Source organism: Brevibacillus sp. IT-7CA2 (assembly GCF_949767855.1).
In the GTDB taxonomy this organism is placed as follows: domain Bacteria; phylum Bacillota; class Bacilli; order Brevibacillales; family Brevibacillaceae; genus Brevibacillus.
Genome location: NZ_CATKQT010000051.1, coordinates 379,935 through 393,054 on the forward strand (window position 1 = coordinate 379,935; position 13,120 = coordinate 393,054).

Consider the following 13,120-nt stretch of genomic DNA (forward strand, 5'->3'; position numbering starts at 1 on the left):
TCTAGTTCATCTTGATTTCCGAACCTTTCAGCTCGATCTTGTCTTCCAGTTTGATCGTATTTCCTTTTCCACTCAGCTCTATTTTATCCGCACTAATATGAAGAGAAGCAGCTGATAGCTTCATGTCCTTATCTGCCGTTATGTTCACGTTCTGGCTACTCTTGATATCGATTCCATTCGTATCACTGATCGTGATCGACATATCTCCTGTCGTGATCACAATTTTGTCAGGAGCTAGCACGATTTCCTTGCCATACTTGGTACGAAACGTCTTAACAGCAGGGTCCTTCATCCGGTCTCCACCGCCACCGCCACCTGCATTGCTTTTCGGTGTGGCTTTCTTTTTGGGAGCTGGCTTGTCGTCGTCTGGGATTTCCTTGAGAACAGAGCTAATCGCGATACCGTCCTCTTCTTTTTTACTCGGGAAATAAATCCGAATCTGGTCGTTCAGCTCTGGCATGACATACCATCCGGTTTGATCCTCGGAGGCATAAATGGTGGAGTAAGGGAACCAATATGCCGTGCTCTGATCCTGCTGATCATCCATGTCCAGCTTGGCCCGCACATGGTCCTTCTGGACTTGCAGCACCCGGCCCTGGATGGACGCCCCGATGATGGCATGGTTATACTGCTTTTTACGCGCCAGACCCAGGCGTGGATAAAGCTTGTATGTGTGCGTGACAATGCCTTCCTTCACCTCCGTGACCGCTTCTCCGACGACAAGTGGTCTGGATTTGAAGTTCACCTCATTGCCGACCTCCAGCACTCGTTCGCTCTGTACTTCATACACGGTATAGTCCTGGTCATCGATTCCCGGAACCTTGTTCTCCGCATCACTCTGATAATCCCCGACACGCTTATGCACCGTATAATGACTAACCGCAAGCTTTCCTTTATCTTGACCTTTTGGCAAACCGAAATAAAACTTGGGAATGTCAAAAGCCGTTGTCGGGATCAAACCTGTATAAAAGCGCGACGCCATCCTCTTCAGGAACTGCCAATCGGTTTCTTCATACTGCATGACAAACGTATTCAAAGCCTTGCCGTTCGTAACAGAGTCAATAAAATCAGCTTTTCCGTACCCGGACAGCACTGTTTTTACGAGTCCCGCATAGGTCATCGCCGGGTTTTGAAACGAACGCTTTCTCGTTTTGACATCCAACAAATAGGTATGAGAAATTGCCTCCAGCGACAAGTAATAAATACCGCGTACCGCTTTGACATGGACGCGCAAGACGATTCCCTGGAACCATGTTTTCGGCTTGCCCGATTCATCCGCCAGTGCCACACTGATCAGTGTTTGCGCATTTGTCTGGTTTACGTAGCTATCTTTTCGCTCTTCAGAAATAATCCCTGTGAGCGTCAGTCGCGCATGCTCGTTCATCTTTTTCACGACTTTCATCGTTTGCAAATGAGTAAATTCATAGGGCGAAACTTGTATATCTCCATAAGTGAGTGTTCGATTGCTCATGGTATCCCCTCCCTGCCAGATGAACCCCCTCCCTCCGATACTCCTAGGGAAATGGATTCACCCTTCCAAATAAGACCATTATTTTACACACAATCTTACAATCGGTATTTTTTGGGATTTTTTGAATGGGTCGTTAGTCCTGAATGATAGGATTTTGAGGCAAGAAGAGAGGCTTCGTACCATTTCGTATCTGCTCGGGAGCCTGATGAAAGTCCTTCTTTTGCCTCGACTATTCCTGCGATTTGCAAGCAAACAACCACTTATAGGATGATAAGGAAATAAACAGAAAACGAATAAAGGGGAAGAGCCGGATGAACATAAAGAAAAATCAGGTTTTTGTACAATTGGAGATAGCTAATTGGGACAACACTGACCTTGCATCATCGCTGTTTGAAACATGCTACTCTCAGCGACAATATGAGAACGATATCATCGAAGTTCATCAAGTTGTTGATTTAGGAAAGCATAAAGGGAAATCGAGATACTTAATTATCATCAATATTACGCAAGATTTGGATAATCTCGGTGAAGAAATCGATAACCCCTATATCGTCAAAAGCCCTTGAATTTGGATCAAGGGCTTTTCCTATTTACTCATAACGGCTTCCTGCAATTAAAATAGTAGTAAATAAATTCCAGTCTACATCTTCAAGATCAGCTAACATATTATCACAATCCTCAATCCATGACTCCATCCCACTTAGGAACTCTTCTAGAGACATATTCGCCCACTCTTTTTTATTTTGCTGATAATCCTTAATCAAATGAGAAATGAATTGAACCATATCCTCTCTACTCTCAACCGTACTCGCTCTCTCAAGAATATCCATGCGAAACTCATCCTCCCCCTATGTCTTTATCTTCCATTTTAGTATAGATACTTCAAAGAGGTTTGACGAATTGGAGAAATGAAAAAAAGCCCGCTGGCGTGCAACGGGCTTTCTGTCTCTTATGTGAGGGGGGAACATCTGTCTAGTCCATAACAGGATTCGGGCTGTCACTATTCTCGTAGACGTTCCTTATTGAATAATCTCGGAAATTGCTTGCTTTTGCTCCAAAATCTCGCTTTGTACCTCGATCAGATCTTTCAACAGATCAGCAGCCTCTTGCAAGGATGTCGCTGCTTGCTCCTTGTCACCAGCCTTGAATACTTCTTTTGCTTCTTTCACTGTGTTCTTCTCATTTGTTTTCAGTTCTTTTGCTTGCTCTTTGTTCTCTTTCTTTTCAGTGCGGATTGGCTTCAATTGTTGATTCATCTCTTTGAAGGACGCTTTTTTCTCTTTTACCTGCGTCAACTCTGTTTGGATCTGCGCCAGTTTTTCTTCGATGGCTGTATGGTTCGCGGCGATTTCAGCCTTGATGCTCGCTACCTTTTCTTTATCCTTTGCTTTCTTCGCTTCTTTTAGTTCAGCAGACAGCGATTTGTTTGCTTCACGCAGTGGCTTTGTCTCTGCCAGCGCACTTTTCACGGTTTCACGTGCTTCTGGCGTCACATCGCCCCAAAGAATGTCCCATGCTTGTTTGTTGGTCTGGGTTTGTGCTTTTAGTTTATCTTGGAGAGCTTTTTGCTCTACTTGCAATGCTTTTAGTGATTGAACTTCAGGCAGGCTGCTCCACCCTGCTCCTTTTCCTTCTTTCTCCGCCGCAAAAGCTCCTACCGCACTCGTTGCCAACAAACACGCTGCGATTACAGATACGGAAAGCATTTTTTTCATGTGTGAACACTCCCTGGCTCCTATTGTTTCTTACAAACAAATCGTACCGTATGGGGGCCAGGAATGTTCGGGATAACCTCGTGAAAAGTAAGGGGAAAGTGTGGGATTTGGGGAAAACGCAAAAAACCCAGGAATGGCCTGGGCCGATTTGGATTGTCACTCAGTGAAAACTATTTGATATAACCGTTCTTGGTGTAATCTAGTTTCACTTGCAGAATTCCTGCTATCATTTAGAGCACAACATTCTCATTCTATCATGATTCCACTTTTCATACAAAAGGTTAAATGGCAACATCCTGGTAGCCGACTTCCGTTACTTCTTCATTTAGAAGGCGAAGTCCTAGACCATTTTCTTCGTCCCAGGTGCAATCGAAGAGTAATCCGATATCTCGCCCTTCAAAAATATCTCCATAGGGAACAACAATTTCAAGCAAAACGACTCTTTCGAGTAGTTGCTCTTGTGTTTCAATTAAGGGATAATCTTCATGGTATTCAATATCATACCCGAGCTCATGCCGCTTTTGCTTGTAGTAGTCGAGGATCGCTTGCAAAACACTCTGTTGTAGATGCTCCCAATTTTGCATGAATGATTGATAAGCCATGTATTGCTCTTCATCAAATTTACCGTCTTCCTCACCTTTAACAGTGAGTGCTATCTCGGTTTCTTTCCCGCAAAAATGAATGGTCGCGTCCTTTGACCAAACAAGAAAATATGAAAGCTCACCAAAAACCGGATCGTTCATGATCATGACACAATCTCCTTCCCTGCTGTTTTTCCTCATCATGAAAGTCAGTGTAATACCGTACCTCTTTAGTTTGAGTAATTCTCAAGCTCTTCTTGTGTACCCAATCTCTTCTAGCACTTTGTACCATTCATCATCTTTAGAGCCAATCGTACCTATACTCCCTCCAGATTCAACGAACTTCAACCCAATTTCGCTATATTGTTCCCCTAAAAGATAGTTTTCTAAAAAGTTAAGGACGTCTCCATATGATTCCAAAACATAATTTTGATCGAATGGATCTCCTAATAAACAAGCTACCTGACCATCTGCCTTATGAATAAACAGAGGGTTTCTTTCAATTTTTCCTATACACATCCAATCACCGTCAATGCTTTTCATGTCCTCTTCATAGGACCGAATAGTGTTAACTCTCCCTTGACCAAATATAGTAATAACTCCTCCATTTACTATCTCATATCTATTTGTAATCACGTAGTAATCTTTCAAAATACTACAATCGATATTTGTGAATTGTTTCGAAGTGGGACTTTTAACAATTTCAGCAAAGCTCAGATTGAATGGGTCATCACTTAATATCTCAGCAAGTTTATCTATTTTTTCGATCAACAATTCGGTCATAAGTTCCACCTCCTTTTTATTTTAACTCTTTTATTTATTCTGAAAACTTTTGGTTGAATGGTTAATTCGCTCGTCACCATCCACCAAAAAATGAAACCTTGAAAGGCAAGCAGCCAATCAAGGTGCTGGGTATTTCCTCTCAAAACTATAAAATAGCCTTCATTTTAGAAAAGGAATATCTAATCCTAATCCCATTCATTAAGTGGGAATTTTAGTAACTCATTACTGCATTTTGGGCATTCTTGTTTCGAAAAATCTCTTGTCCAAATCCTGCAATAGATACACCTTTGCCGTACAATTCTGGATGTTGTCTATTTTCCTCATCCGCTTCAGTTTCCAGAATAGCAAATACTTTTTGTCTGGTTTTTTCATATAAATGACTAACTTTAGGAGAAATATCAAACGAATCAGTAGTTGGTTCCCATTCACACCCCTTTATTATTTGTACTGGTCTATCCAAATCTTCTTCTAATCTATCAAAGGATGTTCTAGGCCATTCATCAGTATGAAAAATATCTTTCTCAATTTTGTACCAATCTTCCCAACTAGATAATTTTTTTTAATCACTTTCTAATTTATAGATATCAATTTTAATATCAAACATTATATCACCACCTTGGTATTGGTGGCTCCTTAGTTCCCCAATTAGGAAGGTCGTTATTGTTCAGTCACTTTGTAATATCGGATCTCTAAAACTCATCCTCACTTTAATCTTCTCGGCTTTAGTTTCTAATTCAACATACATATGAACATTTCCATCTGTAGAGCTAACCTCAATCATGTCAGCATAAGGTTTAACCCTCTCCTGGATGGTGGCAGTCATATTTTCCAACTACTACCATTCTATTATGATCAGGCTACTTGTTCGACGAGGGGCGGAGCAAAGTACGGAGTCTTGATCTTCATCATGCCGTAGATAATGTTGACCAGTCGCCGCATGATCCAGACTAACGCCTGTCCTTTCGTTTGCCTTCTTCTTGCTTTCTTTCATAGTAAAGGGTTACGGGGGAGTTTGCTTACTTTAGAGACTTTCACCTGCTGGATAGCAAGGTTATAGAAGATGCCTTGTAAGGTGCGATTTCCCTGCTTGCCCTTCTGTTCATTACCCTTTCCACCCGAATAAAGCAAGACAGGAACAATTCCTGCAAAACGCAGGAAATCGATCTTCGTCGATACTCCGCTCGGCGTAGTCTCCTCTACCCGACAATCCTGTGTATCGTAGGTGAAGGAATGCATCCTTCCGAGAGGATCTATGACACCTACAAGATTATCATTGGCATCGAATACCTGACGTAGCGAACCCCCAAAAGCATCTGTAAAGGTTGTCATCCTGCCTGTAGGGTCGAAGCCAACACGGAAGATGCGGCCCTCTGGGTCCTGAGCGGAAACGAGCATTCCCTGTCCATCGTAATGATAAGTAGTTTTTGCTCCTGTAAAATCAATATAAGTGCTTCTTTGCCCATATTCGTTATACCCGATGGAAGAGGTGCAGCCGTCTGGTCGTGTAATGCTGACCAGCCGATCGTGTTCATCATAGGCGTAAGTCGTGACTCCGCCTTCCGCGTCTTCTTCTGCTGTCAGTAGGTCATTTTCGTTGTACGTATACGTCTTTGTATGGCCAAGAGGATCTGTCTCCTTTACCAGATTCCCGCGATGGTCATACGTGTAAGTGGTTGTTTCGCCCGCTCCGTTTGTTTCAGAAGTCGTTTGTCCCCACTCATTATAGGAGTATTTGGTGACGGTTCCATCCTTCTCGGTCTTCTCCAGCAATTGGCCATTGTCGTCATGGATCATGATCTCGACATGCCCATTGCCGTCTGTGAAGGTCGTGACCATCATGCCAGGGTGGCTCTCGGTATCGTAATGAATATAACCAGGGATGCCCGCCGCGTCTGTCTGGCAGATGATGCGCCCTTCTTCGTCAAACGTATTCGTGTAGACGATGACGCCATCGGATGCCAGAGATTCCAGTTGGTCATTTCCTGTATAGGATAAGTCAGTGACAACACCATTCGGATTGGTGTAGCGAGTCAGCCTGCGGTCGGCATCATACGAAAAGCGAAGGGAGCGAGTCCCATCGGACAATGCTGACACCAAACCATCCGCCCCATACTCCATTGAAAACGCTCGACGACTCCGCTCTTCTGTCAAGCGATTCAGCCTGCCATGCTGGTCATAGCTGAAGAGCAGCGACATTCCGGCAGCCACCGTATGGCGAAGTGCTTGTCCATTTCTGGCAAAATCGTACGTCTCTCTCGTTTCCTTGACCCACAGCGTATAGCCGTCTTGTCTTTCCCGCAGTTCGTCAAAAAAGACATCCGCATCGCTGGACCGGTATAATCCGTCCTGAACGCGAGTAAAGGTATTGGCCCGGCCAGCATTCCACCACACCGTAATTTCTTCGCGTGTCTCATCCAGGAATTCCAGGCGCATTTCGTAATTGTGTGTCCATGCTTTTCCCAGTGCTCCCTCTTGCAAAAGCAGGGAGTTGTAATGCAGCTCAAACGTCCACGTCTCGGCTCCATACAGCTTGAGGGCAGGATGAACGATAAACTGCGCTCCGGTGCCGCCGTGGATCGGGTCTTTGATGCAGCTTTTCGGTTTTACTTTTTTGACGTTCATCTTTCTTACCTTGCCTGGTTTCTTGTGCTTCCCTTTGATTCTTTTCCGAGCCCAGGCCATTCCCGTTACGGTCGAGAAGACACCGTCCGTTGCATAATCTAATGCCTCAGATCCGGCTTCTTTGAGCACTTCTTTCACAACAGGTTTCTGCATGAACTTGCCGACCATGCTCTTCTTCAGCTTCTGCACAGCGGCAAGCTTATCCATACTCTCCTGAATGTTCCGCGCAGCAGTGACGACCTTGCCTTTCACTGCGCTTGCTGCATTGGCCGTCGCCTTGACCGCTTTCGTTGCCTTGGTCATCGCTTTTGTTGTCTTCACTGCTTTCGTCGTCAGCTTGGCCGCAGTTACTGCCGTACCCGCACCTGGAATCGCGGCTGCAAGGGACATAGCGGCACCCGCATAGTCGCCACGTGCGACAGATATCCCCGCATTGACGACGTCTGCCACTTCCCCGATGACAGGGATCATCCCCACGATATCGAGTCCAAGCTGTAAGCTATCGAGGAAGCCCCATCCAGACTTCTCCTCTTCTTCCTCCTCCTCAACGACTTCCTCTTCTTCCTCCTCCTGCGGCAAATCCTCCACAACCACAGGCGCCTTCGTCAGCCCGACCATCTCAATCTTCGGCGCTTGAAGATCAACTTCCCCGTCCAAAATCATGCTGCTGGTGCTGCACATGAGGTAGATCGCTTCCTTCGCCTTGATCTCAACCTTGGTGTCTGACGTAATCTCCATATCCTTTTCCGAAGAAAAAACAATGGGATGCATACTGTGAATCTCGATGCCGTCCTCTTCATGCAGCTTGATAAAAATATTGCCTTCTTTGCTCTCCTTGGCAGTAAGAACGAGCTCCTTGCCGCCCATCATCAGCTCTTTGACAAAGTTGGTTCCCCAGTACTTGATGCCAGGATTGCCCGTTTTCGCCGTACTGCCTCCCCCTTTTCGCACGGAGCTGACTGCCATGGCACCTTCTTCGTCTGGCGTGGAGAAGTACAGCTTGACGGAGTCACCTATTCGCGGCATGCAGTGAAAACCGCTGTTGCCCTCTGCGGAGTAGACCGTGGCATACGGGAACCAGCTCGCTTCTGCCTTAGGCTGCTTCGGATCGATGTCGAGGTGGATTTTGACGGTGTCCTTCTGGATGTCGATGATCTTGCCTTCCAGGGCAGCACCACATATGTCGTCGTTGCGGATGGGGTTTTGGCAGATGCCTGCTTCGGGCATGAGCTGATAGGTGTGAATGAGAAGGGCATGGTCGATCCTCGTTGTAGACCCGGCGACGACTAGTTCTTTGCCTTGGTAGTTCATGCGGTCTCCGAGCTGGAGGACCTGTCCGCTTTCTACTTCATAGGTGAGAAAATCGTTTTCCGACATACCTGCCGCGTAGCCGTTTTCTGTCGTTTCCATATAGGGAGATAGCCTTTTGCTGATAGTGTAGCTAGCGTCTGTTAGTTGAGCTGGAAAGAAAAGTTACAAAAAAAACAGGTCAATCATGTTAGTAAATGCACATGATTGACCTGTCTACCAATGCTAGAATAATATTCTTTTGTTTTAAAATCCTCGTCTCCACGTAGTCACTGCCGCTTTTGAATCATGGATCAGCAGTTTTCTCCATCTTAGGAATAATACTTTATATATCTTTCTTTTAAAGGAATTCTTTCGTCAGCAAGTAGCTCTACTTCCAGTAATCTTGTTTTATTCTCCAGCCGGGCGATGAATAATGCATAAAAGTCACCAGAGGTCGGATAAGTAAATAATCCAAATCCCCTTTGTGATAGTATCCTGTTTGCTTCCCTTATCTTTTCAGGTACATATTCATACTCAAAATTTCCGAGCTCTTCAAGTTCTTCTTGTGAAGCTAATTCATTTTGAAGACTGAATTCATAATCCAGAATATAATTGACGATCTCCTGATACTGCTCACCTTTATAATCAAGAAACAAAAATTTCTTTGTGGACAGTCCATATTTTAATAAGCTTTCGTGTAAGTCCAGCTCTTCATGATCACTAATAAATTCTTCTAAATCTTTGCTATCTGGGAATATCAGCTGTGCTATACCTTGACCATACATATTGACTTCCCCCGTATATTATTTATCGAAACAATACTCCATGTTTGTTCGGGATATATTCTGGGTAATTTTTACGATAAAAATTATCTATCTGGAGCAACAAAGGGTCCCATTCAGGGTATGGTTCAGGGTCTCCAAACACCATCTTCGCTTCTGGGGTATTCATCAATAGATCTTCAAATTGTTTCGGGACATACAAATCCATTTGTTTCCTCACATAAAGCAAGAACAAAATTTCAAAAGGATAGAATCCATATCTGAAGTCACCAAATTCACCTAGTTGTCCTATTTCTGAGGCTAATTGTGAATGATACAACACCATTTTCCCGACCAAATTTTCGATTTCTTCCGAACTAGGTGTTGACCATCTTTCCAACACTTCACTATAAACATCTAGATCTTCAGGTATTAAACCGCATTGTAGCCCAGCTTTCTTAAACTTTTCTTTAACAGTTAAATGTAATTTTTGATTTGTCCCCATAATTGTTTTATTTCTATATTTCAAGTATAACTCAAGTAAAAACCAAGTATGCTTGTTGTCATCACTTACCTCCATTAAAGGCCCGCCGAAATGATCAACAATAAAATCAAATAATATATTTTCTTCTTTCTCCCACCCAAACATCGTGAAATGAATTAAAGATGCTAAAACTCCCTTAAAAGAGTATTCTACTATCATTTGCGGATACCGGATTTTATAAAGATCTTGCCCCATGCACTGATAAAATACTACCATTTGCATGTTTTTTAATCCTTCCGCTTGACTTCCGCCATTAGCCAGCACATCGTTTTTCCATTTTGACAAGTGATATGAATAAATTGAGGCTAAATTTATTAGTAAAATATGATCCTTTTCTACGGTATTGTATTCCACTATATCAGTGATTTCTCTCTTGCTATCATCATATTCCTCTTTTATATCTTCATATCGGATACCATCTGTAAAATTTTCCTTGTATCTTTTATACGCCATTTCTAATTTTTTAGGGTTGAGCATTTTAATTCTCCTTATGGTTACTCGATTTCTTTACTCCAATCTTTTACTTTTAATTCATCTACTCCGAATCCAGTTTTGGTTATCTTAATATCTGTTTCTACTCTAATAAAATCATATTGAAGTCCGGGATTCTCTTTTTTTAATTTTTTTAATTTTCGAGCAAAATCCACATACCTGGCATCACCACTATCAATCATATTTTGGAAATATTTTTCTCCGCCCAATTTTTGTTTATCGGAATAACTAAAGCTAGCTGAATCTGATGCTTTCGATTCAATCAATGTTAACTTAGGTGGCGGCCCTTTTGATAGGAATGCAGCATCTATACCGTTTCTCCCGACTTGGAACATTTCTGAAACGTCATCACCTAAGCCATTATCTTTCGCTACAATCTTTGTTACTTCTTCTCCAAAATCACCTTTATCATGAGGGAAATGTTTTGAATTATCGATTTTTCGCTCATACTCCTTCGCAGATTTTAAGTCGAAATTCTTACTAATATCATCTTTAGTATCTAGTTTATTGGCCAATTTGTTTCTTTTTCGGGTTAATCTCTTGAGTTCATCTTCATTTCCTTGTTTTTTCAATATCGCTATTTCTTCATCTAAATCCTTAATTTCTTTTTCGATATCTTCAGCCTTTTTACCACCTAAACCACCTTTACTCGTCCCATCGGTTTCAGGTGGCTTTTGATTAGGCTTCTGTCCATTCGGTCCACCATATGTTTCGCGCCACTTCAGTTGGTTCTCCGTAGGGGCAAGCTCCACCACATCTTTTTTATTCGAGAATTTTACTGGAAACCCTTCCGCCAATTGTAACTGAGGACTTAAACTATCCGCTAAATTCTGCAAGCCTTCTTGCATATCATCGCGTAGCTTCCTAGCTTTTTGCTTGAGCTGTTCTTTCATCTGCTTCGCCTTGTTGATGATTGCATCTTTTGCGGCCATGACGCTAGCGTACAACTGCTCCTTGATTCGCTGGACGGCTTGCATCACATCCATCTCGTCTAGTGTTTTGCGGGCAGCCGTCCAGACCTTCCCTACGGTGCTTTCGACGACATTTGCTACGTTCTTCACTACATCCGCCGCTGAGTCTGCTACCTCAAGCACTTTCTGTCCCGCTTTCGTTCCCTTTAGTGCTTTATGCGCTTTGGCTCCCAGCTTGGCTCCGGTTGCCGCCCAGCCTGCAAAAGGGATACACGCCGCCAGAGATAGCGCCGCTCCTGCATAGTCTCCACGTGCGAGCGAGATCCCTGCATTCGCTAAGTCCGCTATTTCTCCCAAACCCGGAATGAGTCCCACAACATCCAGCGCTAGCTGTACACCATCCAGAAATCCACCCCAGCCAGACTCTTCCTCTTCCTGCTGCTCCTCTTCCTCTTCTTCCTCCTCCTGCGGCAAATCCTCCACAACCACAGGCGCCTTCGTCAGCCCGACCATCTCAATCTTCGGCGCTTGAAGATCCACTTCTCCGTCCAAAATCATGCTGCTGGTGCTGCACATAAGGTAGATCGCTTCCTTGGCCTTGATCTCAACCTTGGTATCTGACGTAATCTCCATATCCTTTTCCGAGGAAAATACGATCGGATGCATGCTGTGAATCTCGATGCCGTCCTCTTCGTGCAGCTTGATAAAAATATTGCCTTCCTTGCTCTCCTTGGCAGTAAGAACGAGCTCCTTGCCGCCCATCATCAGCTCTTTGCCAAAGTTGGTTCCCCAGTACTTGATGCCGGGATTGCCCGTTTTCGCCGTGCTGCCTCCCCCTTTTCGCACGGAGCTGACTGCCATGGCACCTTCTTCATCTGGCGTGGAGAAGTACAGCTTGACGGAATCGCCCATTTGCGGCATGCAGTGAAAGCCGCTGTTGCCCTCCGCCGAGTAGACCGTGGCATACGGGAACCAGCTCGCCTCTGCCTTGGGCTGCTTCGGATCGATGTCGAGGTGAATTTTGACGGTGTCCTTCTGGATGTCGATGATCTTGCCTTCCAGGGCAGCACCACATATGTCGTCGTTGCGGATGGGGTTTTGCCGGATGCCTGCTTCGGGCATGAGCTGATAGGTGTGAATGAGAAGGGCATGTTCGATCCTTGTTGTTGACCCGGCGACGACCAGCTCTTTTCCTTGATAGTTCACGCGGTCCCCGAGCTGGAGGACCTGTCCACTTTCTACTTCATAGGTGAGAAAATCGTTTTCCGACATACCTGCCGCGTAGCCGTTTTCGGTCGTTTCCATATAGGGAGATAGCCTTTTGCTGATGGTGTAGCTGGCGTCTGTCAGTTGAGCAGTGCGTCCCTCGGGCATGCCGAACCAGAACTTTGGCTTATCCGCGACTGCTTCAGCGATGAGAATAGAGCCGAAGCGGGAGGCCAGTCGCTTTAAAAACTGCCAATCTGTCTCCTGATACTGGATGGCGATGGTCCCAAGCGGCGCTCCGTTCGAAGCATGGTCCAAATAATCCGAACCGGGATAGTCCTTCGTGATTTCATCGAGCAGACTGGTATACGTCATTTGTTTATGCTGAAAAGAGCGCATTTTGCGCTGTCCGTCCATTCGCTGTGTATACGAGACCGCTTCCAGCTCCAAATGGTACACGCCGTGAACAAAGTTGACACTGACGGAATCCACGAGTCCTTTGAACAATGTCTTCGTAAGCGAACCGTTTTCCACCAAATTCAGCGCAACTTCATCCTCACTCGTCGCCATCTCAATGTAACGGTCGCTTTTTTCCTCCGGGATAATTGCGGTGACGAACAGTCTGGCGTGCTCATTGACTTTCTTCACGATTCTGACATCTTGCAGGCTTTGGATTTCAAAGGGTGAGACCAACTGGATATTCTCGTAGCCAGCCAGCTTCTCTGTCGTATTCATACAATCCCC

The 13,120-nt window shown here is 44.6% G+C and carries 10 protein-coding genes and 2 pseudogenes; 1 reads left to right on the top strand and 11 read right to left on the bottom strand.

Going from position 1 to position 13,120, the window contains the following annotated elements; genetic code table 11:
• Position 1 precedes the first annotated feature (1 nt).
• Positions 2 to 1,471: a contractile injection system protein, VgrG/Pvc8 family gene (locus ACM6JA_RS25255; protein WP_414854599.1), complete on the bottom strand. Its 1,470-nt coding sequence runs from the start codon at positions 1,469 to 1,471 to the stop codon at positions 2 to 4.
• Positions 1,472 to 1,782: 311 nt separating this feature from the next.
• On the opposite strand from ACM6JA_RS25255, the gene ACM6JA_RS25260 reads away from it, so the two are divergent.
• Positions 1,783 to 2,037, top strand: a complete 255-nt coding sequence (locus ACM6JA_RS25260; protein ID WP_414854600.1) for a hypothetical protein — start codon at positions 1,783 to 1,785, stop codon at positions 2,035 to 2,037.
• A 24-nt stretch (positions 2,038 to 2,061) separates the two neighbouring features.
• On the opposite strand, the gene ACM6JA_RS25265 is transcribed toward ACM6JA_RS25260, so the two are convergent.
• From ACM6JA_RS25265 to ACM6JA_RS25310, 10 genes and pseudogenes are all read right to left on the bottom strand, one after another.
• Positions 2,062 to 2,301 carry a hypothetical protein gene (locus ACM6JA_RS25265; RefSeq protein ID WP_414854601.1) on the bottom strand — a complete coding sequence of 80 codons (240 nt, stop codon included), beginning with the start codon at positions 2,299 to 2,301 and terminating at the stop codon, positions 2,062 to 2,064.
• Positions 2,302 to 2,490: 189 nt separating this feature from the next.
• Complete coding sequence (locus ACM6JA_RS25270; protein ID WP_414854602.1) at positions 2,491 to 3,186, bottom strand: hypothetical protein; 696 nt, start codon at positions 3,184 to 3,186, stop codon at positions 2,491 to 2,493.
• Positions 3,187 to 3,467: 281 nt separating this feature from the next.
• Entirely contained in the window at positions 3,468 to 3,935 is a 468-nt protein-coding gene (locus tag ACM6JA_RS25275; RefSeq protein WP_414854658.1) for a DUF6985 domain-containing protein, read from the bottom strand.
• A 78-nt stretch (positions 3,936 to 4,013) separates the two neighbouring features.
• Positions 4,014 to 4,550, bottom strand: a complete 537-nt coding sequence (locus tag ACM6JA_RS25280) for a hypothetical protein (protein WP_414854603.1) — start codon at positions 4,548 to 4,550, stop codon at positions 4,014 to 4,016.
• Positions 4,551 to 4,761: 211 nt separating this feature from the next.
• Complete coding sequence (locus ACM6JA_RS25285) at positions 4,762 to 5,010, bottom strand: hypothetical protein (protein WP_414854604.1); 249 nt, start codon at positions 5,008 to 5,010, stop codon at positions 4,762 to 4,764.
• 392 nt (positions 5,011 to 5,402) lie between these two features.
• Positions 5,403 to 5,702: pseudogene (locus tag ACM6JA_RS25290) on the bottom strand (IS110 family transposase); the annotation flags it as partial.
• A gap of 1,218 nt (positions 5,703 to 6,920) precedes the next feature.
• Positions 6,921 to 8,582: pseudogene (locus ACM6JA_RS25295) on the bottom strand (DUF6531 domain-containing protein); the annotation flags it as partial.
• Positions 8,583 to 8,791: 209 nt separating this feature from the next.
• Positions 8,792 to 9,247 (bottom strand): hypothetical protein, encoded by a 456-nt coding sequence (locus ACM6JA_RS25300; RefSeq protein WP_414854605.1) that lies wholly within the window; start codon positions 9,245 to 9,247, stop codon positions 8,792 to 8,794.
• Between the two features lie 22 nt (positions 9,248 to 9,269).
• Positions 9,270 to 10,244, bottom strand: coding sequence for a hypothetical protein (locus ACM6JA_RS25305; RefSeq protein ID WP_414854606.1), 975 nt, complete (start codon positions 10,242 to 10,244; stop codon positions 9,270 to 9,272).
• A gap of 17 nt (positions 10,245 to 10,261) precedes the next feature.
• On the bottom strand, positions 10,262 to 13,111 hold the full coding sequence (locus tag ACM6JA_RS25310) for a contractile injection system protein, VgrG/Pvc8 family (RefSeq protein ID WP_414854607.1): 2,850 nt from the start codon (positions 13,109 to 13,111) through the stop codon (positions 10,262 to 10,264).
• Positions 13,112 to 13,120: the final 9 nt, after the last annotated feature.

Excerpts from the sequence above, each read along its gene's own strand:
- ACM6JA_RS25270 (WP_414854602.1), bottom strand. The coding sequence starts at position 3,186 with ATGAAAAAAATGCTTTCCGTATCTGTAATCGCAGCGTGTTTGTTGGCA.
- ACM6JA_RS25310 (WP_414854607.1), bottom strand. The coding sequence starts at position 13,111 with ATGAATACGACAGAGAAGCTGGCTGGCTACGAGAATATCCAGTTGGTC.
- ACM6JA_RS25265 (WP_414854601.1), bottom strand. The coding sequence starts at position 2,301 with ATGGATATTCTTGAGAGAGCGAGTACGGTTGAGAGTAGAGAGGATATG.
- ACM6JA_RS25280 (WP_414854603.1), bottom strand. The coding sequence starts at position 4,550 with ATGACCGAATTGTTGATCGAAAAAATAGATAAACTTGCTGAGATATTA.
- ACM6JA_RS25255 (WP_414854599.1), bottom strand. The coding sequence starts at position 1,471 with ATGAGCAATCGAACACTCACTTATGGAGATATACAAGTTTCGCCCTAT.
- ACM6JA_RS25260 (WP_414854600.1), top strand. The coding sequence starts at position 1,783 with ATGAACATAAAGAAAAATCAGGTTTTTGTACAATTGGAGATAGCTAAT.
- ACM6JA_RS25275 (WP_414854658.1), bottom strand. The coding sequence starts at position 3,935 with ATGATCATGAACGATCCGGTTTTTGGTGAGCTTTCATATTTTCTTGTT.
- ACM6JA_RS25300 (WP_414854605.1), bottom strand. The coding sequence starts at position 9,247 with ATGTATGGTCAAGGTATAGCACAGCTGATATTCCCAGATAGCAAAGAT.
- ACM6JA_RS25305 (WP_414854606.1), bottom strand. The coding sequence starts at position 10,244 with ATGCTCAACCCTAAAAAATTAGAAATGGCGTATAAAAGATACAAGGAA.